The 26,822-nt window shown below is 61.2% G+C and carries 21 protein-coding genes; 18 read left to right on the top strand and 3 right to left on the bottom strand.

Annotated elements, in window-relative coordinates; genetic code table 11:
* Nucleotides 1–4 precede the first annotated feature (4 nt).
* The 16 genes from cheA to QC815_RS10000 all read left to right on the top strand — a co-directional run bounded on the left by cheA (nt 5) and on the right by QC815_RS10000 (nt 18,068).
* Nucleotides 5–2,122: a chemotaxis protein CheA gene (cheA, locus tag QC815_RS10075; protein ID WP_230447627.1), complete on the top strand. Its 2,118-nt coding sequence runs from the start codon at nt 5–7 to the stop codon at nt 2,120–2,122.
* On the top strand, nt 2,119–2,616 hold the full coding sequence (cheW, locus tag QC815_RS10070) for a chemotaxis protein CheW (RefSeq protein WP_230447628.1): 498 nt from the start codon (nt 2,119–2,121) through the stop codon (nt 2,614–2,616). Before cheA ends, cheW begins: the two co-directional genes overlap by 4 nt.
* Nucleotides 2,617–2,736: 120 nt before the next feature.
* Complete coding sequence (locus QC815_RS10065; RefSeq protein ID WP_309768342.1) at nt 2,737–4,017, top strand: methyl-accepting chemotaxis protein; 1,281 nt, start codon at nt 2,737–2,739, stop codon at nt 4,015–4,017.
* A gap of 210 nt (nt 4,018–4,227) precedes the next feature.
* Nucleotides 4,228–5,097, top strand: a complete 870-nt coding sequence (locus QC815_RS10060; protein ID WP_230447629.1) for a CheR family methyltransferase — start codon at nt 4,228–4,230, stop codon at nt 5,095–5,097.
* Between the two features lie 89 nt (nt 5,098–5,186).
* Entirely contained in the window at nt 5,187–6,248 is a 1,062-nt protein-coding gene (locus tag QC815_RS10055) for a protein-glutamate methylesterase/protein-glutamine glutaminase (RefSeq protein WP_230447630.1), read from the top strand.
* A 63-nt stretch (nt 6,249–6,311) separates the two neighbouring features.
* On the top strand, nt 6,312–8,009 hold the full coding sequence (locus QC815_RS10050) for a methyl-accepting chemotaxis protein (protein WP_230447631.1): 1,698 nt from the start codon (nt 6,312–6,314) through the stop codon (nt 8,007–8,009).
* A 29-nt stretch (nt 8,010–8,038) separates the two neighbouring features.
* Nucleotides 8,039–8,428, top strand: a complete 390-nt coding sequence (gene cheY / locus QC815_RS10045) for a chemotaxis response regulator CheY (RefSeq protein ID WP_230447632.1) — start codon at nt 8,039–8,041, stop codon at nt 8,426–8,428.
* Nucleotides 8,429–8,470: 42 nt separating this feature from the next.
* Nucleotides 8,471–9,166, top strand: coding sequence for a protein phosphatase CheZ (gene cheZ / locus QC815_RS10040; RefSeq protein WP_230447633.1), 696 nt, complete (start codon nt 8,471–8,473; stop codon nt 9,164–9,166).
* A gap of 107 nt (nt 9,167–9,273) precedes the next feature.
* Nucleotides 9,274–10,440: a flagellar biosynthesis protein FlhB gene (gene flhB / locus QC815_RS10035; protein ID WP_230447634.1), complete on the top strand. Its 1,167-nt coding sequence runs from the start codon at nt 9,274–9,276 to the stop codon at nt 10,438–10,440.
* Nucleotides 10,437–12,518 (top strand): flagellar biosynthesis protein FlhA, encoded by a 2,082-nt coding sequence (gene flhA / locus QC815_RS10030; RefSeq protein WP_230447635.1) that lies wholly within the window; start codon nt 10,437–10,439, stop codon nt 12,516–12,518. Before flhB ends, flhA begins: the two co-directional genes overlap by 4 nt.
* A 39-nt stretch (nt 12,519–12,557) precedes the next feature.
* Complete coding sequence (gene flhF, locus QC815_RS10025) at nt 12,558–14,726, top strand: flagellar biosynthesis GTPase FlhF (protein ID WP_309768299.1); 2,169 nt, start codon at nt 12,558–12,560, stop codon at nt 14,724–14,726.
* Nucleotides 14,723–15,280 carry a hypothetical protein gene (locus tag QC815_RS10020; protein ID WP_230447637.1) on the top strand — a complete coding sequence of 186 codons (558 nt, stop codon included), beginning with the start codon at nt 14,723–14,725 and terminating at the stop codon, nt 15,278–15,280. Before flhF ends, QC815_RS10020 begins: the two co-directional genes overlap by 4 nt.
* 89 nt (nt 15,281–15,369) lie before the next feature.
* A complete protein-coding gene (locus QC815_RS10015; RefSeq protein WP_230447638.1) occupies nt 15,370–15,753 on the top strand; it encodes a flagellar protein FlhE in 384 nt (127 codons plus the stop codon).
* A gap of 31 nt (nt 15,754–15,784) precedes the next feature.
* Nucleotides 15,785–16,486, top strand: a complete 702-nt coding sequence (locus QC815_RS10010; protein ID WP_230447639.1) for an RNA polymerase sigma factor FliA — start codon at nt 15,785–15,787, stop codon at nt 16,484–16,486.
* 77 nt (nt 16,487–16,563) lie between these two features.
* Nucleotides 16,564–17,382 carry a motility protein A gene (locus tag QC815_RS10005; RefSeq protein ID WP_230447640.1) on the top strand — a complete coding sequence of 273 codons (819 nt, stop codon included), beginning with the start codon at nt 16,564–16,566 and terminating at the stop codon, nt 17,380–17,382.
* Between the two features lie 5 nt (nt 17,383–17,387).
* A complete protein-coding gene (locus QC815_RS10000; RefSeq protein ID WP_230447641.1) occupies nt 17,388–18,068 on the top strand; it encodes an OmpA/MotB family protein in 681 nt (226 codons plus the stop codon).
* A 28-nt stretch (nt 18,069–18,096) separates the two neighbouring features.
* Here the strand turns inward: QC815_RS10000 and QC815_RS09995 are convergent, their stop codons facing one another.
* Nucleotides 18,097–18,660 (bottom strand): hypothetical protein, encoded by a 564-nt coding sequence (locus tag QC815_RS09995; RefSeq protein WP_230447642.1) that lies wholly within the window; start codon nt 18,658–18,660, stop codon nt 18,097–18,099.
* 204 nt (nt 18,661–18,864) lie between these two features.
* Between QC815_RS09995 and QC815_RS09990 the strand changes: the two genes are divergently transcribed.
* A complete protein-coding gene (locus tag QC815_RS09990; protein ID WP_309768295.1) occupies nt 18,865–22,107 on the top strand; it encodes an LAGLIDADG family homing endonuclease in 3,243 nt (1,080 codons plus the stop codon).
* Between the two features lie 58 nt (nt 22,108–22,165).
* Entirely contained in the window at nt 22,166–22,945 is a 780-nt protein-coding gene (locus tag QC815_RS09985; protein ID WP_230447644.1) for a ribonucleoside-diphosphate reductase, read from the top strand.
* Between the two features lie 92 nt (nt 22,946–23,037).
* On the opposite strand, the gene QC815_RS09980 is transcribed toward QC815_RS09985, so the two are convergent.
* On the bottom strand, nt 23,038–23,781 hold the full coding sequence (locus QC815_RS09980) for a Crp/Fnr family transcriptional regulator (RefSeq protein ID WP_230447645.1): 744 nt from the start codon (nt 23,779–23,781) through the stop codon (nt 23,038–23,040).
* A 161-nt stretch (nt 23,782–23,942) separates the two neighbouring features.
* Nucleotides 23,943–26,786, bottom strand: coding sequence for an excinuclease ABC subunit UvrA (uvrA, locus tag QC815_RS09975; RefSeq protein WP_230447646.1), 2,844 nt, complete (start codon nt 26,784–26,786; stop codon nt 23,943–23,945).
* Nucleotides 26,787–26,822: the final 36 nt, after the last annotated feature.

Below are 26,822 nucleotides of genomic sequence, written 5' to 3'. Positions count from 1 at the left end.
GTGCATGGATATAGCTGATTTTTTTGACACCTTTTTTGAAGAAGCCGAAGAGCTGTTGGCGGACATGGAGCAGCATCTACTGGAACTGGATGTAGATGATCCTGACAGCGAGCAGCTTAACGCCATTTTTCGCGCCGCCCATTCGATCAAGGGGGGCGCCGGCACCTTCGGGCTCAGCGTGCTGCAAAAGACAACACACATCCTCGAGAACCTTCTGGATTATGCGCGCAAAGGGGAGCTAACGTTGCGGGCTGACCTCGTTGATACATTTTTAGAGGCCAAAGATATCATGCACGAGCAACTCAACGCCTACCGCAACGAGGAAGAGCCCGATCGTGAAACCTACGAGCGGATCTGTCAGACGCTGCAGCAAATCGCCTTGGAAGAGATCGGCACGTCGCTGGAAGTGGCCGCTGACACCGCGCCCATGACGAGCGCCCCTGCGCCGACCGAGGAGGCGCCCGCGGAAGCGGCGCCCGTGAAGGAAGAGGCCGCCGCCACGACCGCCGCCGGGCACTTAAAAGTCGCTTTGATCAACGTCGACGAGAAAGACCGGATTCTGCTCGTCGAAGAGCTCGAGCAGCTGGGTGATATTCAGTCCCAGTCGGGGGATGACAAGCGTTACGAGGTGACACTCAGCGGCAGCGTGAGCGCCGAAGATATTGAAGCCGTCATGTGCTTTATTATCGAGCCCGACCAGATCGATATTCAGCAGGTTGCTGGCGACGACGCCAGTGCGTCCGCGCCTTCGCCAGCCGCGGCGCCGGCTGAGGAAAAAGCCCCGGCGGAGCCGCAAAAAGCCCCGGCTGACACCAAGGCGTCGGCGCCTGACAAGGCAGCTGCCGGTGATGAGCCGGCCAAGGGCAAGGCCAAGAAAGCCTCAGCCGAGTCGTCGTCCATTCGCGTGTCGGTGGATAAGGTCGACCAGATTATCAACCTGGTCGGCGAGCTGATCATTACCCAGTCGATGCTCGACCAGACCGTGAGCGACCTGGACGACCAGTCGATAGGCAACAGTTCCCTGCAGAATGGCATGAGCTTGCTGCAGCGCAACGCCCGAGACCTGCAAGAGTCGGTCATGTCGATCCGCATGATCCCCATGGAGTTCGTGTTCAGCCGCTTTCCGCGCGTCGTGCGGGATACCGCGGGCAAGTTGGGCAAGGAGATCGAACTGGTTACCGAGGGTAAGTCCACCGAGCTTGATAAAAGCCTGGTGGAGCGGATTACCGACCCGCTCACCCACCTGGTGCGCAACAGCCTGGATCATGGCATCGAAATGCCCGACGTGCGCGAGTCGATCGGCAAGCCGCGCACCGGTAAATTGACGCTTTCCGCCCGTCATCAGGGCGGCAATATCCTGATCGAGGTACGTGACGATGGTGCTGGCCTTGACCGTGATCGACTACTTGCCAAGGCCAGGGATAACGGGCTGAACGTCTCCGATACGATGACCGATGAAGACGTCTTCCAGCTGATCTTCGCACCGGGGTTCTCCACGGCGAACGAAGTCACCGATGTGTCGGGACGTGGCGTGGGTATGGACGTGGTCAAGCGTAACATCCAGGGCATGGGTGGCCGGGTCGAGATTCAGTCCAAGAAGGGCGAAGGCACCATCACCAGCATCGTATTGCCGCTGACGCTGGCCATTCTGGACGGTATGTCGATCAAGGTGGGTAGCGAAACCTTCATCCTGCCGCTGTCCACCGTGCTGGAATCGTTGCAGCCCGACAAGGACGACATGTACGCCATGGCGGGAGACGATGTCGTGCTCAAGGTGCGCGATGAATACCTGCCGGTGATCGCCATTCACGAAGTGCTGGACGTTGAAGACGCGATTACCGACCCGACCAAGAGCATCGCGGTCATCGTGCAGGGCGAAGGACGCCGTTACGCCATGCTGGTGGACGAACTGATTGGTCAGCAGCAGGTAGTGGTCAAGAACCTGGAAGACAACTATCGCAAGGTGCCCGGCATATCGGCGGCAACAATTCTCGGCGATGGCAGCGTGGCGCTCATTCTGGATATTTCCGGCCTGCATCGGTTAAACCGGGCAAAAAAAGAGGCCGGCAAACCGGCCAACACACAAACAATGTCTTTCTACAAGGAGTCTGAACCGTCATGAGCCAAGCAAACAATGGCGCGATCCTCGCGACTGAAGCAGATAATCGTGAATTTCTGGTGTTCTCGCTGGGCGATGAAGAATATGCCATCGACATTTTGAAGGTGCAGGAAATCCGCGGTTATGAAAACGTCACGCGTATTGCCAACGCGCCTGACTTTATCAAAGGGGTGACCAACCTGCGCGGTGTGATCGTGCCGATCGTTGACCTGCGCATCAAGTTCCACCTGGAAAACGTCGAGTACGGCGGGCAGACCGTCGTCATCGTGGTCAACGTGGCGGATCGAGTTGTGGGCATCGTGGTGGATGGCGTTTCCGACGTGATGACGCTGAAACCCGACCAGATCAAACCAGCGCCCGAGTTCGGCGTCACGCTGTCGTCCGACTTCCTGAGCGGATTGGGCAGTCTGGAAGATCGCATGCTGGTCATCGTGGATATCGACAAGTTGCTGACCAGTGAAGAGATGGCACTGGTAGATAGCGCAAGCCACCACTAAGACGGACGGTTGGCGGCACAGGGAACGGTGCATGATGATTTGGTCGCCCATCCGTCAGTGAATGGGGTGGGTAGCAGATAGCGAGGAGATCGGTGAGTGGCCCAGATAATACGTCAGGTAATGAACAACATGACTGTCCGGCTGAGTTGGGGATTGGTGCTGGCAACGTTTTCGGCCATGGTGCTGCTGGCCTGTGGCATTGGCCTTTACGCTTTGCACCATGGTGCCGAGATTGTCCAGAACAGCGACGCCGCTTCCCAGCAGCAGGCGTTCAGCGCCTTTGCCGCACAGATCCGCTGGGTGTTGGTGGGCGTGGTTGTGGTCACCATTGCCACGGTGATCATCGTGGTCTGGGGGGTGGCGGCCAATGTCCTGCGCCCGCTGGACAGCCTGGTGGGCTATTTCGAACGCATGGCCAAGGGCGATCTCAATCAGCGTATTGTCGCGCCGGGAAACAACGAGATCGGCCGTCTGTATATCGCCATGGCGCATATGCAGGAGTCGCTATCGCACACCGTAGGCGTGGTACGCACCAGCGGAACGTCGATTTATGAGCGCTCGCAGCTGATCGCCAGCGGCAACAACGACCTGTCGTCGCGTACGGAGCAGCAGTCCTCCTCACTGGAGGAGACGGCCTCCAGCATGGAGGAACTCGCCTCGACGGTCAGCCACAACGCCGACAATGCCCGCCAGGCCAGCCAACTGGCCGGGGACGCCACCCTGACCGCGCGCCGCAGCGGCGAGGAAGTCGGCGAAATCGTCGAGACCATGCAAGATATCAGCGCCAGTTCGCATCAGGTCGCCGATATCATCACCCTGATCGACAATATTGCCTTTCAAACCAATATTCTGGCGCTTAATGCCTCGGTGGAAGCGGCGCGAGCCGGTGAACATGGCCGGGGGTTTGCCGTGGTCGCCGAGGAAGTACGCAGCCTGGCCAGTCGCAGCGCCAATGCGGCCAAGGAAATTCGTACCTTGATCGATGCGTCGCTGAGCAAGGTCGATGCTGGCACGCAGCGCGTCAATCAGGCGGGCCAGACCATGCAGGATCTCGTCGCTGCCGTGCAGCGGGTGAGCGATATCATGGATGAAATTGCGTCGGCCTCTGAAGAGCAGAGCAACGGTATTGGTCAGGTCAACCAGGCCGTGGCCCAAATGGAGCAGGTCGTTCAGCAGAATGCAGGCCTGGTTCAGGAAGCATCGCGCAGCGCCAACGAGCTGGAAAGCGAAGCGGGGCGGCTGCGCGAGGCCGTTGAGCGCTTCCAGGTCGCCGAAGCGCCAGCGGCGCCGACAAGGCGTGCCGCGCCGCCCTCGGACTCATTGCCGGCGCCGGCGCCTCGCCGTGCTGCCAATTCAGCGCCAGCGGTCGCAGCAACCGCAGACGACTGGGAAGAATTTTAAGGCAGCAAGAAACCCGTGGAAATGCTCAAGTGGCCTGGGTTCAGGCCGATAAGACAGTGAAGCGCAACAATAAGATCGCTACGGGGCACGTCGTGCCACCCCCACGACGTGTTTTCAGTCCAGACGTCGGTTGTTTTCGGCGGTTTGTCGTGCATTTATCCCGTGGGCTGACGCCGCGGGCCAAGGTTTTGTGAAGGAGTGGCATATATTTTGACCGAGCAACCTGCACGTGCCGACATCGGCCAATGGGCCTCCGGCAGCCAAATCGAGCGTGATCTGGAGCTGACCGATGCCGACTTTACTCGTGTCCGCGAGCTGATCTACCAGCGCGCTGGCATTGTGCTGGCCGAACACAAGCGCGAAATGGTCTATAGCCGGTTGGCCAAACGGCTACGCCATCACGGAATGACGCGGTTTGGCGATTACCTGGCTCGCCTTGAGCGCCATCCGGACGCCAAGGAATGGGAGGCCTTTACCAACGCGCTGACGACCAATCTGACGGCGTTTTTCCGCGAGGCGCACCACTTCCCGCTACTGGCAGAACATATCAAGCACAAGCAAGAGCCCGTATCGGTGTGGTGCTCGGCGGCGTCCACTGGCGAAGAGCCCTACTCGATTGCCATGACGCTGCTTGAAACACTCGGCGGGCGAGCCGCCCAGTCCAGCGTCGTTGCCACCGATATCGATACCGAAGCCCTGGACAAGGCGCGCCGTGGTGTTTACCCCCAGGAGCAGGTGCGCAAGCTGGACGAAGCGCGGGTCAAGCGCTTCTTCCAGAAGGGCACGGGCAATCATCTGGGCCTTGCCCGGGTGCGCCCTGAAGTGTCGTCGCTGGTCGAGTTCATGCCCATGAACCTGCTGGCGCCCCAGTGGCCCGTTAAAGGCCCTTTTGACGTAATTTTTTGCCGTAACATCATGATTTATTTTGATAAAGAAACGCAGGCTAGAATACTGAAACGCTTCGCTCCCCTGCTCAAGCCCGACGGGCTGCTGTTTGCAGGTCATTCGGAGAATTTTTCCTACATCAGTGATGCGTTCAAGCTGCGTGGTCAGACGGTGTATACCCTTGCCAACCGATAAATTATCGACGTGTCCAACGACGACGGGCGGATGGCCAACTCAACGGGCTCGCGCAGCAGAGAGCTTGACGGACGTAAAGGAGGCGTGCCTTGAGTGCAGCCAAAATAAAAGTACTATGCGTTGACGACTCGGCGCTGATTCGTGATCTGTTGACGGAAATCATCAACTCCCAGCCCGATATGGAAGTGGTGGCGGTGGCGCCGGATCCGATCGCCGCCCGCGACCTTATCAAACAGCATAACCCGGATGTGTTAACGCTGGATGTGGAAATGCCGCGCATGGACGGGCTGGATTTCCTCGAGCGTTTGATGCGGCTGCGGCCGATGCCGGTACTGATGGTCTCGTCGTTGACCCAGAGCGGTTCAGAAATCACCCTGCGCGCCCTCGAGCTGGGGGCGTTGGATTTCGTGGCCAAGCCCAGCCTGGGTATCCGCAGCGGCATGATGGACTACGCCAACGAGATCGCCGAAAAGCTGCGCGCTGCGGCGCGTTCGCGCCCGCGTCAGGCCCGGCACAAGAACACCCCGCCGCCCGCCCAGTTGAAAGCTCCCATGGTGTCGAGTGAAAAGCTGATCATCATCGGCGCCTCCACCGGCGGAACCGAAGCCATCCGCGCCGTGCTCGAACCACTGCCAGCCAATGCCCCGGCGATCCTGATCACCCAGCACATGCCCGGTGGCTTTACCCGGTCGTTTGCCGAGCGGCTCGATCGCCTGTGCCGTATTACCGTCAAGGAAGCCAGCGACGGCGAGCGCGTATTGCCCGGGCACGCCTATATTGCTCCGGGGGATCAACACCTTACCCTGGCGCGTAGCGGGGCCAACTATGTCGCGCGTCTCAACGACGGGCCGCCGGTCAACCGCCACCGCCCGTCGGTGGACGTGCTGTTCCACTCGGCGGCCGACCAGGCCGGTAAAAATGCCATCGGGGTGATTCTCACCGGCATGGGTAAAGACGGGGCTGCCGGGCTGCTGGAAATGCGTCAGGCCGGCTCGGCGACCATTGCCCAGGACGAGCAGAGCTGCGTGGTCTTCGGGATGCCCCGCGAGGCGATCGCCATGGGGGGCGCCGCCGACGTCACATCGCTGGATGAAATCCCCGAGCGTCTGATGTCACTGATTGCGTCGTCCGGACGGGCACAGCGGGTGTAACCACAGGCGATAACGCACGCACACAACGAAAACAAAGAACAGTCTTGGCTGTAAGGGAATGGCATGAACCAGATGTTACGCAACTTGAGTGTCAATGCGGCCGTCGTCGTCGCGCTTCTCCTGTTTGTATCGGCGATGATCATCAATGTGGTGATGAGTGCGTTTGCCGAACAGGCAACGGAGGAGACGCTCACAACGCTCGAGCGCATCAACGTGGATCAGCTTAACGAAATCAACCGGGCGGATGCCCTCTGGAGCGGCGCGCTGGTCGACCTGGAAGTGGCGTCGAATGACTTCATGCTGGGCCGGGCCCAGCAGGCCGACGAGCGTCTGTCGGCGGCCGTCGACCAGATCGATCGCGCCGAAGAGCGGCTGCATAACTTCTCCTCCGTGCCGCGTACGGAAAGCGGCGCCGCCCTGGGCGAAGAAATTGATACGGTGTTTGCCAGGGTAATCGATCTGTCCCGCCAGCAGGCCGAGGCGCTGGATCAAATGAATACCTCGAGTTTCACCAACCTGCGTCGCGAGATGGCCCCCGTCGCCGAGGCGCAGGAAGCGGCACTGAACGAGTTCATGACCTACGCCTCTGCCCGTGGTGATGCGCTGCAACAAGAACTCGACGAGATCAACCGCTTCTACCGCCTCATCGAGTGGGCGATTCTGGCGTTTACTCTGGTGCTGGTACTGCTGATCTATCTGGGGCTGCGCAGCGTGGTGGTGCGGCCCTTGAACCAGGCCGTGAAGACGCTCAACACCATTGCCGATGCGGATCTTACTACCTCGATCCCGAGCGGCGGCAAAAACGAGGTTGGTCAGCTATATACCGCCATGCAGCGTATGCAGCAAAGCCTCAACGATATCGTGGGACGGGTGCGTGACGGCAGTCGCGAGATTCACCACGGCACCCGGGAGATTGCCAGCGGCAACGCCGACCTCTCGTCGCGTACCGAACAGCAGGCGGCGTCCATTGAAGAAACCGCCTCCAGCATGGAAGAGATGACCGCGACGGTGAAGCAGAACGCCGACAATGCGCGCCAGGCCAGCACCCTGGCGGCGGAAGCGTCTTCCACTGCTGAGCGTGGCGGCGATGTGGTGCAGCAGGTGGTCGAGACGATGCATGGCATTTCCTCAAGCTCGCAGCAAGTGGCGGACATCACCAGCGTTATCGATTCCATCGCCTTCCAGACCAATATTCTGGCGCTGAACGCCTCGGTCGAGGCCGCCCGTGCGGGCGAGCAGGGGCGCGGGTTCGCGGTAGTGGCTGGCGAGGTACGCAACCTGGCCAGCCGCAGTGCCGATGCTGCCAAGGAAATCAAGGGTCTGATTGATAATTCGGTTACCCAGATTCAGCAGGGCTCGACGCTGGTCGAGCAGGCCGGCACCACCATGTCCGATGTGGTCAACGCGGTGCGCCGCGTCACTGATATCATGGACGAAATTTCCGCAGCATCGCAGGAACAAAGCGACGGTATCGAGCAGGTGGGCCAGGCCATCGGCCAGATGGATCAGGTCACCCAGCAGAATGCCTCGCTGGTGCAGCAGGCCACGGCGGCCGCCTCTTCGCTTGAAGAACAGGCCAACCGCCTCGAGGAAGCTGTGGCCGTGTTCAAGCTGGTGGGCATGCAGATGGCTCAGTCGCCATCCAGTGCGCAAAGCGCAGCCTCTAAAGCGGTGGCTGCTCCAGCCCCGACACCATCATCCAAGACACCCAGCCGCCGTGCGTCATCGCCCGCCGAGCAGGACGACTGGGAAGAATTTTAACCCGCTTCAATTGATAAGAGGATAGCCCCATGGCAGACAAGAACATGAGCTTTTTGGTGGTGGATGACTTCCCCACGATGCGCCGGATAGTGCGCAGCTTGCTGAAAGAACTAGGTTTTACCAACGTCGAAGAAGCTGAAGACGGACAGGACGCGCTTAACAAGCTGCGCGCCGGTAGCTTTGAGTTTGTCGTGTCCGACTGGAACATGCCCAATCTGGATGGCCTGGAGATGCTCAAGGAAATCCGCCAGGATGACGCCTTGAAAGAGTTGCCGGTGTTGATGGTGACGGCGGAAGCCAAGAAAGAAAACATCATCGCGGCGGCCCAGGCGGGTGCGAATGGCTATGTGGTGAAACCGTTTACCGCCGCCACCCTTGAAGAAAAGCTCAATAAGATCTTTGAAAAATTGGGTAAGTAACGCGGCGAGGCCTGCGGGCCTGGATTACGAGGAGAGAGCATCATGAGCCAGAATGAGCAGTCCGGTTCTACCCAACTGTCCGAAGAGGCCGCCGAAGATCTGATTCATCGCGTCGGCAAGCTGACACGCATGTTGCGGGACAACATGCGCGAGCTGGGTCTGGATAAGGAAATCGAGCGAGCGGCGGAAGCGATACCCGATGCGCGTGACCGGTTGCACTACGTGGCCACCATGACTGAGCAGGCGGCGGATCGGTCGTTGAATGCGATTGACCGGGCCCAGCCCCTGCAGGATCAGCTCAGTGATCAGGCCGAGTCGCTGGACAAGCGCTGGGCTGAGTGGTTTGAAGCGCCCCAGGAACTGGACGCGGCCAAGGCGCTCGTCAAGGATACCCGTAGCTATCTGGGGAGCGTGCCGGATATGGCAGCGGCGACCAACAAGGAGCTGATGGAAATCATGATGGCGCAGGATTTCCAGGATCTTACCGGCCAGGTCATCAAGAAGATGATGGACGTCATCCGTGAGATCGAGCATCAGCTGGTTCAGGTGCTCATCGACAACGTGCCTGGTGCACAGGCACGAGAAACGATGCAACGCAAGGCCGAGGATCAGTGGAAAAACGAGAATGCACGGCGTAACGAAGAGCTTTTGAATGGGCCGCAAGTGAAGGACAATGCACCTGATATCGTGACCGGGCAGGATCAGGTCGACGATCTACTGGACGAATTGGGCTTCTAACACACGCGGTGAGCGCTCACTTGCGCTGCACGATGTTCCGCTCAGCCGTCCTTTGGGGCGGCTGTTCACGTGTAGCACCGCGATAAATTACCTGGCCGGATGACCGTATGGCAGATGACGACAGCGACCAGGAAAAGACAGAAGAGGCCACGCCCCGACGAAAGGAAAAGGCGCGCGAGGAAGGCCAAGTCGCGCGCTCACGGGAGCTGACCACCTTTCTGGTGCTGCTGGGCGGCGTCATCGGCCTCTGGACGATGGGGCAGATGCTCTACAATCAGCTCGGCATGGTCATGGAGCGGGCGTTTCTGTTCGAGCGTCGTCAGGCCATGGAAGATATGCCCATGCTGACCACTGCGCTGGATCTCGGGCAGCGCACGCTGTTTGCCATGATGCCGCTGTTTTTGCTGCTGGCGCTGATCGCGCTGATCGCGCCAACCTTGCTTGGCGGCTTTCTGATTTCAGGAAAATCGCTGCAGCCCAAGTTTTCCAAGCTGAATCCGGTATCGGGGTTGAAGCGCCTCTTTGGGTCCCAGGCGTTGATCGAGCTGGCCAAGGCGGTAGCCAAGTCCATTCTGGTGGGTGGAGTCGGCGCAGCGTTTTTATACCTCAATATCGGCAAGTTCATGTCGCTGATGGATCAGCCCGTCCAGCAGGCGTTGGCCAATGCCTTGACCATGGCCGCCCAGGCAGCGGGGCTGATGGTGTTGGCGCTGATCGTGGTGATTCTCATCGACGTGCCGTTCCAGCTGTGGAGCAATGCCAAGAAGCTGCGTATGAGCCAGGAAGAGGTCAAGCGCGAGCATAAAGAATCAGAAGGCGACCCGCAGGTGAAAGGGCGCATCCGTCAGCAACAGCAGGCCATGGCAAGGGGACGGATGATGAACAAGGTGCCCGAGGCCGATGTCATCATCACCAACCCGACCCACTACGCGGTGGCACTGTCGTATCAAGAAGGCCAGATGGGCGCGCCGCGTCTGGTGGCCAAGGGGGCCGACGCGGTCGCGGCGCGCATCCGCGAAATTGCCGATGATGCGCAGGTGCCACGATTAGAAGCAGCGCCGCTGGCGCGTGCGCTGTATCATCACGTCGACCTGGATGCCGAAATTCCGGCGAACCTGTATACGGCCGTGGCCGAGGTCATGGCCTGGGCCTATCGTTTGAAACACGTAGCGCAACAAGGAGGCGAGGTGCCCCCTACACCCGATAACCTGCCGGTTCCACCTGAAATGGAAACCCCCGGGCGCGGTACCGGTGGCGATGAGACTCGCACATGAAAAGCTTTAGCCAAATGATGAGCAAGCAGAACTGGGTGAGCGACGTCAAGGTGCAGTTGCTCGCCGGGCCGCTGCTCATCCTGATGATCCTGGGCATGATGATCGTGCCCATGCCGCCGTTTGCGCTGGATCTGCTGTTCACTTTCAATATCGCCATGGCCATCATGGTGTTGATGGTCAGCATGTTCGCCCAGAAGCCGCTGGATTTTGCCGCCTTCCCGGCGGTGCTGCTGTTTACCACGCTGTTGCGTCTTTCGCTGAACGTGGCCTCGACCCGCGTGGTGCTGATGGAAGGGCATCAGGGCGGCGCCGCCGCCGGCAAGGTCATCGAGGCGTTCGGCGCCTTCCTGGTCGGCGGTAATTTTGCCGTGGGCCTGGTGGTCTTCTTGATTCTGGTGATCATCAACTTCATGGTCATCACCAAGGGTGCCGGGCGGATCGCCGAAGTCGGCGCCCGCTTCACCCTGGATGCCATGCCCGGCAAGCAGATGGCGATCGACGCTGACCTCAACGCCGGGCTAATCGCCGAGGAAGATGCCAAAGCTCGGCGTGCCGAAATCGCCCAGGAAGCCGACTTTTACGGGTCGATGGACGGTGCCAGCAAGTTCGTGCGCGGCGACGCGGTGGCTGGCCTGGTGATCATGGTGGTCAATATCATCGGTGGTCTGATGATTGGCATGCTGCAGCACGACATGAGCTTCGGCGATGCCGGCCGCAGCTACATGCTGCTGGCGATCGGCGATGGCCTGGTCGCGCAGATCCCCGCGCTGGTGATCTCCACGGCTGCCGGCGTGACGGTGTCGCGGGTGAATACCGATCAGGATGTGGGCCAGCAGATGATCAGCCAGCTGTTCGTCAACCCTCAGGTGATGATCCTGGCGGCGATGGTCATGGGGCTGCTGGGTATCGTGCCGGGCATGCCCAACATGGTCTTCATCCTGTTTACCCTGCTGCTGGCCGGGCTTGCCTGGTTCATCATGCGCCGCCAGGAGCAGACCCTGGTGAAGGAGGAAATTGCCGCCACGCCGCCGCCTACCCAGGAAACCCCAGAGGCCAGCTGGGAGGATGTGCAACTGGTCGACACGCTCGGCCTGGAAGTCGGCCATCGTCTGATTCCGCTGGTCGACTCGCGCCAGAAGGGCGAACTGCTCGGTCGTATCAAAAGCGTGCGCAAGAAGTTTGCCCAGGAAGTCGGCTTTCTGCCGCCGGTGGTGCATATCCGCGATAATCTGGAGCTGTCGCCCAACGCCTACGTGCTGTCGATGAAAGGCGCTGAAATTGGCCGGGCCGAAGCCTATCCGGGCAAGTGGCTGGCCATCAACCCGGGGCAGGTGTCGGGAGAGTTGCAGGGTACCGCCACGCAGGACCCCGCCTTTGGCCTGCCGGCGGTGTGGATCGAGGCCAGCCAGCGCGAGCACGCCCAGGTCTACGGTTACACGGTCGTCGATGCCAGCACGGTGATCGCCACCCACCTCAACCACTTGTTGCACCGCCACTCGCCCGAAATGCTGGGCCGCCAGGAAGTTCAGAAACTGCTCGACAAGCTGGAGGGCGATCAGAAATCGCTGGTAGAAGAAGTCGTGCCGAAGGCTATTTCGCTGACCGTGCTGCAGCGCATCCTGCAGAACCTGCTGGATGAAGACGTCTCGATTCGCGACATGCGCACCATCCTCGACACGCTGGCGGAATACGCCGGCCAGCAGCAGGATGCCAATGAGCTGACGGCGCTGGTGCGCGTGGCGCTTGGGCGTTCGATCACCCAGCAGTGGTTTGCCGGTCAGGATACCTTGAACGTGATGGGCCTGGATGCTCAGCTCGAGCAGGTGCTGGTGCAGGCCATGAACGGCAACGGGGCAATGGAACCGGGGCTTGCCGACACGCTGATGACCCAGGCTCAGCAGGCGCTTGAGCGTCATGAAAGCAGCGGCGAGCCTCCCGTGTTGGTGGTTCAGCACTCCCTGCGCGCGGTACTATCGCGTTTCCTGCGCCGTCGCTTGCGTCATATGGCGGTTCTTTCACAGGCGGAAATTCCGGATGACCGCACCTTGCGGGTGACGACCGTGGTCGGGGGACGCTAATGCAAACGGCGCTGTTTTTTCAGGGTTCGGGGGTAGACCATGAGTGTTAGACGTTTCGTAGGCGCCAACAGTCGCGATGTGATGCGCCAGGTGCGTGAAGCGCTGGGCGAAGACGCCCTGATCGTGGCCAACCGTCGCACCGAAGGTGGCGTCGAGATTCTGGCCATGGCCGATGAGGCCGTCGACCATTTCGAGCCCTCACCGCCGCCGCCCAGTGAGCCGGCCTCAGCGCCGAAGGATCCGCTTGAATCCATGAGCGAGCGGTTACTACGCGAAATGCAGGATATGCGTTCGCTGCTGGCCACCCAGCAGACCGATCGCCATTCGGTAGCGGAATCTACGGCCACCGGCAGCGATCGCTGGCGCCAACTGCTCTGTGGCGTGGGCTTCAGCGCCGAGCTGGCCGACGATATTCTGATCGACCTGCCGAGCGGACTCGCCTCGCCCAACGCCGACAGCGAGCAGGCGCTGGCCTGGCTGCGCGAGCGGCTGATGGCCAGGCTGTCGGTGCTCAAGGACGAGCCCGAGTTTTTCGATGAAACCGGCATCGTCGCCCTGGTGGGCCCCACCGGCGTCGGCAAGACGACCACTACCGCCAAGCTGGCGGCCCGCTTTGTCATGCGCCATGGCACGCGCCCCGTGGCGCTGGTAACCACCGACAGCTTTCGTATCGGTGCCCATGAGCAGCTGCGCATCTACGCGCGCCTGCTCGACATTCCCATGTACGCGCTGGACGCCGAACAACCCATCGATGACCTGCTGAGTCGCTTGCAGGGCAAGCAGTGGGTGATCATCGATACCGTGGGGATGAGCCAGCGCGACCAGCGGGTGATCGAGCAGATCGCTCATCTGCAGGGCGGTCGCTCCAAGGTCAGGCTGGTGCTGCTGCTCAACGCCGCCAGCCAGCCTGAAACCCTGGAGGAAGTGGTGCTGCGTTATCGACAGGCCGCTCGGGCCGCCGGCGCTGAGCTTGATGACTGCATCATCACCAAGCAGGATGAGGCCGGCCGGCTGGCGCCGATACTCGATATCGTCATGCGCCATGGCATGCGCGTGCTGTTTGGCGCCTACGGCCAGCAGGTTCCCGAGGATATGGCCCTGGCCGACCCCGCCGCCCTGGTGGATCAGGCACTCGATAGCGCCGTGACCAGCACCACGAACGCCCCGGCCGCAACGGCACCGATCAGCATGCCGCGCTGGTCGCGGGATGTATTGGGGCAGGGGCGCCGCCTGTCGTCGCTGTTTGCCCGGCTGCGCGAACGCATGGTGGGCTTCGAGCGTCTCGAGGGCGTCTGGGACATCGCCAATCTGCCTGGCGTACTGCAGGATCAGCGCCTCGATGCGCTGCTCCAGGGCTACCCGCCGCCCCAGCGCATGCTGGGTATGGCCTGGTCGCCGCGGCGCAACGAACGCGGCTGTGACTGGGCGATGCCCGATATCGGCCTGGATGCCGATGGCGCCTGGATGGCGCTGCCCTGGCTCCAGCACCGTCAGCCCGCTGGCTGGCAGCCGCGCATGGCCACCTTCAGCGAGCGCGACGGCGTCGCTGTTCACCTGCTGCCGGCATTACCCGACGGCGACACCCTGAGTTGGTTAGAGCACCAATACCTGACCTGGGTCAGTCTGGCCCCCCCGGCATTGCGGGTACACTTGCACGGTGAACGCCATGCGCTGCGCCAGCTGTTTGCCGAAAGCACCCTCAATCATCACGTCAAGGTGCGTTTTCGAGGCCAGCCAATGACGCTGTGGACTGCCTATGTCGAAGTCAGCGATGCAGCCGGGCGGGCGCTGCTCGCTTGGTACGGCGAAGTGCGCGACCCGGAAAGCGCCAAGGTGGTGACCCGCCGCTACTGGCTGACCCCCGCGCGTCTGGGCAATGACGTCTTGAGCCTGCTGGTGACCCAGCTGCAGAGCGAAGGGCTGGCAGCGCTGACGCGACGCGCCTGGCAGCAGTTGAAAGACGCCGACAGCGGCGAGGTCAGCCCCGAAGTGCGCTTGCTGATGGCCAGCGGCATCGCCGCAGTGGCGGGACATCTGGACTGTGCCGACGATGAAGCCGCCGTGACACTGCACAGCGATGTATTGAACCTGCTGTCAAGTCGGCGGCGTCGCCGTGACACGGCGCTGCTCGATGCGCTGGTCTATGCCTTCATGGCCCGGGACGCGATTCGCCAGCTGGGCAGCGTCAACCGTGAGGGCTTGACATGAGCGCTCAGGATCAAGCCGCCGGGCTGCGCAAATGGGCGGATCTGCAGCGTCAGCAGCGCGGCGATGAAGCGCCTCCCGAGGCGGTAGATGCCCCTGGGCCCATGGCCTATCAGGAGCCCATCGTGCCCGGCGCGGCCGCGATGACCCCGCCGGTGACCCCGCCGGCGCCCAAGACGCCTCTGATGGTGGTCGGCCTGCCCGCTGATGAACCGGCTCAGGTACGCAAGGTCAGCGCGCGTCTGGGTCAGTGGGCCGCCCTGGGGCGCGCCTGGGCCAAGGATCCCGCCGACTGGGATATCCGGATCGTGATGCCGGACGCCCCAGCGCTTGCCGAGCTGAGTCAGACACATCGGCGCTGGGCGCTGTGGGTGAGCAGCGATGCCGAGGCATTCGGGCGCATGTATCATGTCGTCAAGCAGCTTCATCAGCACAATGGCCCGCAGCGCTTGCTGGCGCTCCACGAACCGCACCTGCCCAGGCAGGGGCTGTTGGAAAACCTGCGCCAGGCGGCGGATCGCTATTTCGGGATCGAGCTGCTGCTGTTGGCCCGCTGACCCCGGCGAAGGCCGGTAAAGCGACTAATAAACGAGGCTTATTCGCTCATGAAAAGGAATGAAGCATGCTAGGCTGGTGGCGTCATGCAATGGGTCTTATGGTATTCGTCCTGGCTTTCGGCTCCATGGCGCAGGCGGCGCCCGGCAGCTGGGTCGCTCAGGTGCCGGGCCTACTGGTGACCATGAGCGACCGTGCCAGCCGCAGCGATGAGGTTCGCCCTCCCGCAGGCATGGTCGCGCAGTCGGCGGTTATCGGGCGTATCCAGTGGCAGTACCAGCATGCCCCGGGCGCCGCACTGCGGGCCTGGCTTTGCCATCCCGAGCGCTGCGTGGCCCTGTCCGGGATGCGCGGGGAAACCCGCGCCTTGTCCGGACTGAAGGCGACAACGCCGCTGCATTTTCAATTTGTGCTGCGGCCAGGACAGCGGCCCGTCAGCGTCAAAGGGCTGCAGATGATTATAAATTACCAGTGAGTCAAAGGTGGTTTAGCCGCGAGGCAATAGGATGTACACAGCACAAGGCAGGATCAAACAAAGTGAGCTGATGACGGAGTACATGCCACTGGTAAGACGTCAGGCCTTGACGCTGCAGGTCAGGCTACCCGCCAGCATCGAGCTGGACGACCTGATCCAGGCGGGCATGATGGGGCTGCTGGAGGCGCTGGGCCGTTTCGATGCCACCCAGGGGGCTACCTTTGCGACGTTTGCCAGCCAGCGTATCCGCGGCGCCATGGTGGACGAGCTGCGCACCCGTGACTGGCTGCCGCGCAGTGTCCGACGCTCGGCCAGGGCCGTGGATGAAACCGTCCGGCGACTCGAGCAATCGCTGGGCCGCGCCCCTGAAGAGGGGGAGATCGCCGAGGCGCTGGCGATGTCGCTGGGGGACTATCAGCAGCTGCTCCACGATACCAACAGCGGTCAGCTACTGCCCTTTGAAGAACTGGTGGCCGACGGCGCCGAACCCTATAATCGCGAGATCGGGAGTTCGCCGTTCGACCACCTACTTGATGCCCAGCAGCGGGAAACCCTGGAGGCCGCCATCGAGGCGCTCCCCGAGCGTGAAAAGCTACTGATGGCGCTTTACTATCAGGAAGAGCTGAACCTCAAGGAAGTCGGCGCCGTGCTTGGCGTCACGGAGTCACGCGTCTCCCAGTTGCACAGCCAGGCGGTCAGCCGCCTGCGCGCAAAGTTGAACGACTCGGCGTAGGTGTCTACCGCCGGCGGCGCAGCTTCCGGCCATGATGCTACTTTAACGCCTGGATTAATGCTTTAAGGAGCACCCCCATGAACCCATCGACGCTGATTGGTATTCTCGCCAGCATACTGCTGCTGGTAAGCGTCCTGTTTTTTACCGCCGAGTCACCGGGGAGCTTCCTCAATGTGCCGGGGCTGGCGATCGTGGTGACCGGCACCCTTGCGGCCACCTTCATCAGCTACCCGCTCAAGGAAGTGCTGCGTGTCGTACGTCTCGTCGGGCTCGTATTCCGCCGTGAAAATACCTACGTGCGTGACGATATCAATGAGCTCGTGTCCATGTCGCGGCTGTGGTTCAAGGGCGATGTGCGCGCCGTCGAGCAGGAGCTTGAAAACACCCGCAATCCCTTCCTGCGAACCGGTATTCAACTGGTCATTGCCAACACCAAGGAAGACGAGATCTTCGACATGCTGCGCTGGCGCATTGCGCGCCTCAAGGCGCGAGAGCACGCCGAAGCGCAGATCTTTCGTACCATGGCGACCTATGCCCCGGCGTTCGGCATGATCGGCACGCTGGTGGGTTTGGTGAACATGCTCGAGGTCATGGACTCCGGCAACCTGGACGTGATCGGGCCGCGCATGTCCGTGGCGCTGCTGACCACCTTCTATGGCATCCTGCTGGCCAACCTGGTGTTCAAGCCGATTGCGGTGAAGCTTGAACGGCGTACCGAAGAGCGTCTGATTACCATGAACATGGTGCTGGAAGGCATTTCGCTGATCACCAAGCGCCGCCTGCCGTCGTTCATCGAAGAAACGCTCAATTCGTTTGTCGCCAACTATCACGACGAAATCCGCGAGCCTGACGTCAAGAAGCCGCGTACCTCAACCAGCGCCGCCGCCAAAGGGTAGTCACTATGCTAGATGGGCATACGCGGCAAATGCTTGAGCCGCCGGTCACCGGCGGCGGGGACGAGGAAAGCTGGCTAACCAGCTATCTCGATGTGCTGACGCTGCTGATTACCCTGTTCGTGCTGCTCCTCTCGTTGGCCCCGCCTGGCGGCAACGACGAGGGTGCCGCCGGCAGTGTTGCCGAGGTGTCCCCTGGCGCCATTGAAGACCTTCCGCTGGCCACCCTGGCGGCCGGTATCCAGCCGCGACACAGCGGCGTGCAGCCGCGCTTTGATGGCATCAGCATTCCCGGTGTGGATGTTTCCCAGGGCCAGGAAGGCGTGACGCTGCGTATCAATGAGAGTCTGCTGTTCGACAGCGGGCGGGCACGGCTCACTGAGCAGGGTCGCGATCTGGTTGCCAGCCTGGTGGACGTGCTGAACGCCTTCGAAGGGCAGGTGTCGGTTGAGGGCCACACGGATAACGTGCCCATCTCTACCTCACGCTTTCCTTCCAACTGGGAGCTGTCATCGGCGCGGGCCATTGCGGTGGTGCGCCACCTGGAAAGCCTTGGGCTCGATGATTCCCGTATGCGGGCCGTCGGCTATGCTGATACCCAACCCATGGAGAGTAACGCAACGTCGCAGGGGCGAGCCGCCAACCGCCGCGTTGAACTGCTGCTGCGCCAGCGGTCAACGCAAGAATAAGCCAGCCCCTCGCCAGTATCAGCCGGTTTCATGACGCGTGCTTGCATTGTCGCTGCATGCGGGTCAGCGCCTGGCCGGCGCCCTCAAGGCTGAATGTCATGTACCAGGGATCCCGCTCGCCCTGGTCGAAGCCCAGAAAGATCTGTTCCCCGTCGCCCATGTCGGCGATCAGCTGATGGATATCGTCCAGGTAAAAATGCACGTAGAAACCGTCATCGGCGCGCTCGGTAATGAATTCGGCCACGCTGTAGACACGCTCGCGTTCGTCGACGCGCAACCGGGCGGGCACCAGGTTGACCGTGCGACTTTCACCCTGGATTTCGCCCAGCGTCACGCGCATCTCCAGCCAGGGCAGGTCGCAAACCCCCGGGGTGGCGTTGACGCTCAGGGTGGCATCGGCGTAGCTGTGGGTTTCCACCGCGCGAAAATGCCGCTCGTCGCCAAGGGTTAATACCATCGATTGCCAATGGTCGTGGCGCTGGTCGTCTGTCACGTTATACGAGACGGCGTGTGCTGACGGCAGCGACAGAAGCAGAGTCGTGCCGAGCGTTGCCCAGGCCAGTGCGGTGTAGAAGCGAGACGTTAACTGCATAAAAAGACCCATGGTGAGGAAAACCTTAGCCTATCGTCTGAGCGTTGGAGTCAAAAGACTAAGGCGCTGATTTTTCTATATATGGTAGAAAAAAAATAAAAAGGCAGCCGATGTAGTGCTGCGCCCAGGCTATACTTGATGCAGTTGACCCGTATAATCGCCCCGTCAAGCGCCATTTTGACCGCCGTTAAGGAGTTGCGCGACATGAGTACTGCCACCCAGGCCATGAACACGTCTAACGACGTACCGCTGCAGGCACCCTCTAAGGAAATCTGGGACGCCAAATACCGTCTCAAGGATCGCCATAGCCAACCGGTGGATCAGGACGTGGGCGCCACCTTCGAACGGGTGGCCAAGGCGCTGGCGGATGTGGAAGGCGACAACGCCGCCGAGTGGCTGCCCAGGTTTCGCTGGGCCCTGGAGCACGGGGCCATTCCCGCCGGGCGGATCCTCTCCAACGCGGGAGCGGAAGCCTACAAACCCGCGGTTAGCCTGATCAACTGCACGGTGTCGCGCACCATTCGCGATTCGATGCGCGATATTCTCGACTCCGTGGTAGACGCGGGGATGACGCTCAAGTCCGGTGCTGGCATCGGCTACGACTTTTCCACGCTGCGTCACAAGGGCGCCTTTGTGTTTGGCGCCGGTGCCGGTACCAACGGCCCCCTGGCGTTCATGGATATCTACGACAAGATGTGTTTTACCGTCGCCTCGGCGGGCGGTCGCCGCGGTGCGCAGATGGGCACCTTCGACGTTGGCCATCCGGACGTGCGCGAATTTATCCAGGCCAAGCGCGAAGCCGGGCGGCTGCGCCAGTTCAACTTGAGCCTGCTGATTACCGACGAGTTCATGGAGGCCGTGAAGTACAACGCCGACTGGCCGCTGGCCTTCCCGCTGCACCCCGGCGAGAAGGACGACGTCAGCGCCGAGGACATCATCTATCGCGACTGGCCGGTGGTCGAGGACGGCTACACGGTCGACGATGAGGGCCGCGTGGCCTGCCGCGTGGTCGAGGTCATCAAGGCGCGGGAGCTGTGGGACACCATCATGGCCTCGACCTACGACTACGCGGAGCCCGGCTTTATCCTGATCGACCAGGTCAACCGCATGAACAACAACTGGTTCTGCGAAGATATCCGCGCCACCAATCCCTGTGTGACAGCGGATACTTGGATTCATACGTCGAAGGGGCCGCGTCAGGTTTCGCAGCTTATTGGCCAGCCTTTTACGGCAATCATTGATGGTCAAGCTTATCAAAGTGGCTCTGATGGCTTCTTTTTAACCGCTAAAAAGCCTGTGATTCGACTGCAAACGGCGGAAGGTTATGCGCTCAAGCTGACCAGTGACCATCGGGTGCGCCGTGTATCAGCTTTTACCAGGTATCGCACAGAAACCGAGTGGTGTGCCGCAGGCGATCTGCAGGCTGGTGATCGCGTGCTACTCAATGATCATCGCGATGCTCCCGAGTGGGGGGGCAGGCTTAATGAAGCACAGGGGTACCTGTTGGGGCTACTCGTCGGCGACGGCACGCTCAAAGCTGATAAAGCGGTTTTATCTGTGTGGCCGCAAGCAGCGGTTGCTAACGGTAGCGACAGCTTTTTCGGTAAGGGCGTCAGTTCCATAATGGCATTAGCAGAAGAGGCTGTAAGGAGCCAGTCTCATCGTGCGGATTTCGCAGGTTGGCACAAGGTAAGTGGCCGTAACGAATACCGGCTTTCAACCGCGGCACTGCGAAAGCTGGCAATAGAGATGGGCATGCAGCCCGGCAATAAGGCGATTACACCTGAGCTGGAGCAGGCGTCGTCGGACGGTTACGTTGGCTTTTTGCGTGGCTTTTTTGATGCAGATGGCTCGGTTCAAGGTGGTCAAGAAAAAGGGGTAAGTGTTCGTTTGGCGCAGTCCGACCTTGCCCGGCTTGAAGCTGTACAGCGCATGCTGCAGCGCCTAGGGGTTATCTCCACGCTGTATCAAGACAGGCGTAGTGCTGCACAGCGACATCTTCCGGATGGAAAGGGCGGGCACCGTGCTTATGACGCCTTGCCTCAACACGAATTAATGATCAGCGGTGATAACCTTCGGCGCTTTGCAAGCCTTATTGGTTTTGGCGATCAAGATAAGCAGGTGAAGCTGGAAAAATTACTAGGCAGTTATCAACGCGAGTTGAATCGTGAGCGCTTTGTGGCTCGGGTGGTGGGACATACAGAAGAAGGTGTCGAAGAGGTTTACGATGTCCAGATACCAGGGGTCAATACATTCGATGCTAATGGCTTTCATGCACACAACTGTGGCGAACAGCCGTTACCACCAGAGGGCGCCTGCCTGCTGGGCTCGGTGAACCTGACCAAGTTCGTCATCGAGCCTTTCAGCGACACGCCGCGGTTCGACTGGGATCGCTACCGCAAGGTGGTGGCGATTTTCACACGCATGCTGGATAACGTGGTCGAGATTGCCGGCTTGCCGCTGCCCCAGCAGCAGCGCGAAATCGAAGCCAAGCGCCGCCATGGCATGGGGTTTCTGGGCCTGGGCTCGACCCTGACCATGCTCAAGATTCCCTACGGTTCCCAGGCGTCGCTGGCCTTCACCGAAGAAGTCAGCCGCCATCTGGCCATTGAAGGCTGGAAGCAGGCGCTGGAACTGTCCCGGGAAAAAGGCATGGCGCCGGCGCTCGCCGACGAGCACCTGATCACCCCGAAGATGATGCGCGAGCGTCCGCAGCTGGCCAATGACGGCTATGAGGTGGGCGATAAGGTGCCCGGGCGTATTCTCCACGCCCGCTACAGCCAGTACATGAACAAGGTGGCCGAGCTTGAACCCGAACTCGTGGCGCAGCTCGCCGAACACGGGGCGCGCTTTACCCATCACAGTTCCATCGCGCCGACCGGCACGATTTCGCTGTCCATGGGCAACAACGCGTCCAACGGCATCGAGCCGTCGTTTTCGCACCGCTATTTCCGTAACATCATCCAGTCGGGCAAGAAGACCAAGGAGCAGGTCGAGGTCGTGTCCTTTGAGCTTGCGGCTTACCGTCACTTCATTGCCGCCGATGCGGTGGACAGCGACCTGCCCGATTACTTCATCACTGCCGATGCGGTGACACCCGAGCAGCACGTGGCGGTTCAGGCCGCCGCCCAGCAGTGGATCGATTCGGCGATCTCCAAGACGGTCAACGTGCCTACCGAGTTCGCTTATGAACAGTTTCAGGATCTTTATCTGCAAGCCTATGAAAGCCGTCTGAAAGGCTGCACGACCTTCCGCTTCAATCCGGAAGCCTTCCAGGGCGTACTGGTGCGCGAAGACGACCTTAAAAGCACCACCTATGTGTTTGAGCTGGAGAACGGCGAAACCCTCGAACTGACCGGCGATGAAAAGGTGATCTACGACGGTGAAGAGCACAACGCCGCCAACCTGTTTGACGGGCTGAAAGAAGGCACCTACGGCAAATGGTGATGCCGGGCCACGCCCCATCACGCACAGCCCTGCACCCCTTTGCCAAGTGGAGAACGTTATGACAGTTGAAATCACCTCGAAGATCGTTGGTTACCGTATCAAGCAGCAGGAGACGGCGGCGCCCAGCCCGGCCCTGCCCGAGGAAGACCCGCTGACGGTGCGCATTCCGTCGCGCCCGGAAGGCACACTGGAAGCCGTCTCGGAAAAGATTTCCTATGTCGGCGCCGAAGGCCGCAAAAAGGTTTATCTACTGGTGTCCTTCATGCCGGTAGAAGGCGTGGTCGGCGGCAAACGCGTGGTCATCGAGCGCCCGGTGGAGTTTTTCTTCCCCTCGGGCCAGCTGTCGAGCGAGCACCAGTGGATTACCGCCACCATGCGCAGCCTGTCGCTGGCGGCGCGGGGCGGCTACGTCACCCAAGCCGTCGCGGATCTGCGCAAGGTGGCATGGGATAAGGGCCTGGTGCGCTGCGGGACGAACCGCTGGAACAAACCCATGTTCCATGATTCCGAAGTGGCCGCCATTGCCTGGTCGATCCAGCAGATTCTGTATCGCCGGGGCTTTCTGGATCAGGACGGCAATCAGGTGCCGGTGGAAAGCCTGGTCGAGCGTTACGCGCATCGCATGCAGCACGGCCACGCCTGGCAGCCACCTGCGGATGATACCCTCGGCGAAGTCGGCAGCGGGGCGGTCGAACCCATCGGTCAGGCGGCGTCGACCACTGACCAGGCCAGCGGTCCGGCGGTTGTCGGCCACTGCCCCGAGTGCCGCGGTGAGCTCATCATGATGGATGGCTGCCCGACCTGCTATGCCGGTTGCGGCTGGTCGAAATGTGGTTGAGGCAATACGGCTGAGGTGGACGCCAGGCACCCGTCAAAACGCCGCGAGCTCAGGCAGCTCGCGGCGTTTTTTTATCCCATGGCGTTGGCTGCTCAGGCGGAGGCGTGAAAGAACGGGCGCACGTTATCGGTCAGGTAGGCATCGTCGAACTCGCCCTCCGTCGATAGCGCATTCAGGTCGGGAATCGTGACGTTATGTCGATCTCTGAACACCAGTCCGTCCTCGCTGAGGGCGGTGAACGTCCGGCTGACGTGAACCGGGCTCAATCCCAGAATATCGGCCAGCTGCTCCTGGGAAAGCGGGAGCCGGAAGTGGCCACTGATATCGTCGTTGGTCTGGCGCAGGCGCAGGTACATTTCATGGAGGAAATGCGCCATCTTCTGGCGCGCGCTGCGCCGGGCGATGTTCACCAGTCGCTCGGTGAGCAGGGCCTGCTGGCGGCTGCCGATGGCGAACATGACGGACGTCAGCGTCAGCGACTGGCGGAAAAGCTCGAGCATGCGACGATGGGGAAAGTGACAGATGACGCCATCGTTGATCATGCGCACGTTTTCCAGCCGTTGGGCAAAGGCAAACTCGCGCAGGCCAATGATATCCCCCGGTAAAAAGACTTCCAGAATCTGGCGGTCGCCGTTTTCGAGGTGGCGATAGGAATAGGCCCAGCCGCTTCGCAGGGTGCAGAATTCGTCGGCGCTGTCGCCCATTTCCCACAGCAGGGTGCCCGCTTTAATCTCGGAAGGCGATTCCTCGAGGTTGCGCAGCAACTGCTTTTCATCTTCGTTGAGTGAGCAATAATGGCTGAAGTGGCGAATAATGCAGCTTTTTTCTTGGCCCACGGCTGACGACCTCTACGTAGTGACACTAAAAATCGATTGTTCAATCAAAAGCTACTATATACGACGTGAATGCAAAATAGGTAGCAGCGCGATGAGTATGGCGGCCAGGGATGCCTGCCGGGGTGAGGCCGTCCATGGCGAGCGCCATGGACGCTGTGGTGTCAGGCGGAGGCGCGCTGATGACGGGCGAGCAGCGGCGCCAGGAAGCGCCCGGTGTGCGAGACGTCCTGTTTGGCGATCTGCTCCGGCGTGCCTTCGGCGATGATACGGCCGCCCCCGGAGCCGCCTTCAGGGCCTAGGTCGACGATCCAGTCGGCGGTCTTGATGACATCCAAGTTGTGCTCGATCACCACGATGGTGTTGCCGTGATCACGCAGGCGATGGAGCACCGTCAGCAGCTGGCGGATGTCCTCGAAGTGCAGGCCGGTGGTCGGCTCATCCAGGATATACAACGTCTTGCCGGTGTCGCGCTTGGCCAGCTCCCGGGCCAGCTTGACCCGCTGGGCTTCGCCGCCGGACAGCGTCGTGGCGCTTTGCCCCAGGCGAATATAGGATAGCCCCACGTCGAGCAGCGTCTGCAGGCGCCGGGCAATCGCCGGTACCGGGCTGAAAAATTCCAGCGCGTCCTCTACCGTCATGGCCAGCACTTCGTGGATCGTCTTGCCCTTGTAATGAATATCCAGGGTCTCGCGGTTGTAGCGCTTGCCCTTGCAGACGTCGCAGGGCACGTAGATATCCGGCAGAAAGTGCATCTCGACCTTGATCATGCCTTCGCCCTGGCAGGCCTCGCAGCGGCCGCCCTTGACGTTGAAGCTGAACCGGCCGGGCTTGTAACCCCGCGAGCGGGCTTCCTGAGTGCCGGCAAACAGCTCGCGGATGGGCGTAAAGATCCCCGTGTAGGTGGCCGGGTTGGAGCGCGGTGTCCGGCCGATGGGGCTCTGGTCGATGTCGATCACCTTGTCCAACTGATCCAGCCCCTCGATGCTTTGGTACGGCGCCGGTGTCAGGGTGGTGGCCCGGTTCAGTTCCCGGGCGGCAATCGGCATCAGGGTGCCGTTGATCAGGGTCGATTTGCCCGAGCCCGAGACCCCGGTGATGGCGATGAAAAGCCCCAGCGGCAGCGAGAGCGACACGTCCTGCAGGTTGTTGCCCGTGGCCCCGCGGACGATCAGCTGCTTTTCCGGGTTGCCGGGAATGCGGTAGGGCGGCACGGCGATTTGCCGGGTGCCGGAGAGATACTGGCCGGTCAGCGAGTCGGGGTTGTCCATCACGTCCTGGGGGGTGCCCTGGGCGACAATTTCACCGCCGTGGACGCCGGCCCCGGGGCCAATGTCGAGAACGTGGTCGGCGGCACGAATGGCGTCTTCGTCGTGCTCGACGACGATCACGGTATTGCCCAGGTCGCGGAGCCGCTCCAGGGTTTTCAGCAGTCGGTCGTTGTCACGCTGGTGCAGGCCGATCGACGGCTCGTCCAGAATATACATCACGCCGACCAGGCCGGCGCCGATCTGGCTGGCCAGGCGAATGCGCTGAGCTTCGCCGCCCGACAGGGTGTCGGCGCTGCGCTCCAGGTTGAGGTAGTCCAGTCCGACGTTGACCAGAAACTCCAGGCGCGCGTGGATTTCGTTGACGATCTTGCCGGCAATCTCGCCTTTGCGTCCGGGCAGGCTGAGGTCGGCAAAATAGTCCCAGGCCTCGCCAATCGGCAAATGCACCATATCGGCAATGTTGCGGTCGTCGACGTAGACGTGGCGCGACTCCTTGCGCAGCCGCGAGCCCTGGCATTTTGCGCAGGGCTGCACGGCGATGTATTTGGCCAGGTCGTCGCGCACCATGTTGGACTCGGTTTCCCGGTAGCGGCGCTGCATATTGGGCAGCACGCCTTCAAAAGCATGTTCGCGGGTCACCTTGCGGCCGCGGTCGCCGACGTAGACGAACGGAATCGCCTCGTCGCCGCTGCCGTGGAGAATGATGTCCTGTTCGTGACGGGCAAGCTCGTTCCAGGGCGTTTCCAGCTCGAAGCGGTAGTGTTTGGCGAGCGCCTGAAGCTGGGTAAAGTAATAGATGTTGCGCCGATCCCAGCCCTTGATCACGCCTTCGGCAAGCGACAGCTCCGGGTGGCTGATCAGCTTGGCCGGGTCGAAGTACTGCTGGACACCTAGCCCGTCGCAGGTGGGGCAGGCCCCCGCCGGGTTGTTGAACGAGAACATGCGTGGCTCGAGTTCCGCCAGCGAGTAGCCGCATACCGGACAGGCAAAGCGCGAGGAAAACGCGAGGTCTTCCTGTTCGCCGTCCATGAAATGGATCATCGCGGTGCCGTCGGCCAGGTTGAGCGCCGTTTCGAACGACTCGGCCAGCCGCTGGGCCAGGTCATCGCGCACCTTGAAGCGATCGACCACCACGCTGATATCGTGCTTCTTGCGCTTGTCCAGCGGGGCAATGTCATCAAGCTCGAGCACCTGGCCGTCGATCAGGGCGCGGACGAAGCCCTGGGCACGCAGCTCGGCCAGCAGTTGGAGGTGTTCGCCCTTGCGGCCCTTGATCACCGGGGCCAGCAGCATCAGCTTGGTGCCCTCGGCAAGGTTCATCACCTGGTCGACCATCTGCGAGATGGTTTGCGCTTCCAGATCCTCGCCGTGTTCGGGGCAGCGTGGGGTACCGGCGCGGGCAAACAGCAGGCGCAGGTAGTCGTAGATTTCGGTAATCGTGCCCACGGTCGAGCGTGGGTTATGCGAGGTGGACTTCTGCTCGATGGAAATCGCCGGCGACAGCCCCTCGATGTGATCCACATCGGGCTTTTCCATCATCGACAGAAACTGGCGTGCATAGGTGGAGAGCGATTCCACATAGCGGCGCTGGCCCTCGGCGTACAGGGTATCAAACGCCAGCGACGACTTGCCCGATCCCGATAGGCCGGTGATCACGATGAGCTTATCGCGGGGCAGCTCCACATCGATCTGCTTGAGGTTGTGGGTGCGGGCACCCCTGACCAGAATGCTGTCCATCAACACCTCGAATCGCGCGGCAAAAGCGTAATTATA

Source organism: Vreelandella gomseomensis, from assembly GCF_031451645.1.
Taxonomy (GTDB): domain Bacteria; phylum Pseudomonadota; class Gammaproteobacteria; order Pseudomonadales; family Halomonadaceae; genus Vreelandella; species Vreelandella gomseomensis.
The sequence above is the reverse complement of the archived record's forward strand: the minus strand, read 5'-3'. Positions and strand labels throughout refer to the sequence as shown.